The following is a 213-nucleotide window of genomic DNA, read 5'->3' as shown; positions in this document are numbered from 1 at the left end:
TTACCGGTTAGTGTGCTGATATGGCTCAGTTGGTAGAGCGCATCCTTGGTAAGGATGAGGTCCCCAGTTCGACTCTGGGTATCAGCACCATTATTAAGTAATACAGCTTTTGCCTGACGGCAATAGCGCCGTGGAACCACCTGATCCCATGCCGAACTCAGAAGTGAAACGCGGTAGCGCCGATGGTAGTGTGGCATTCGCCATGCGAGAGTA

General features: G+C 52.1%; 1 tRNA gene and 1 rRNA gene. Both read left to right on the top strand.

From position 1 onward, the window contains the following. Positions 1-14 precede the first annotated feature (14 nt). Positions 15-90, top strand: a tRNA-Thr gene (locus tag ACW5W4_RS19045). A gap of 22 nt (positions 91-112) precedes the next feature. Then, positions 113-213, top strand: a 5S ribosomal RNA gene (gene rrf / locus ACW5W4_RS19040); the annotation flags it as partial.

The sequence above is a fragment of the Aeromonas crassostreae genome, from assembly GCF_054052445.1.
Note: the sequence above shows the minus strand (reverse complement) of the source record. Positions and strands in the feature narration are given on the sequence as shown.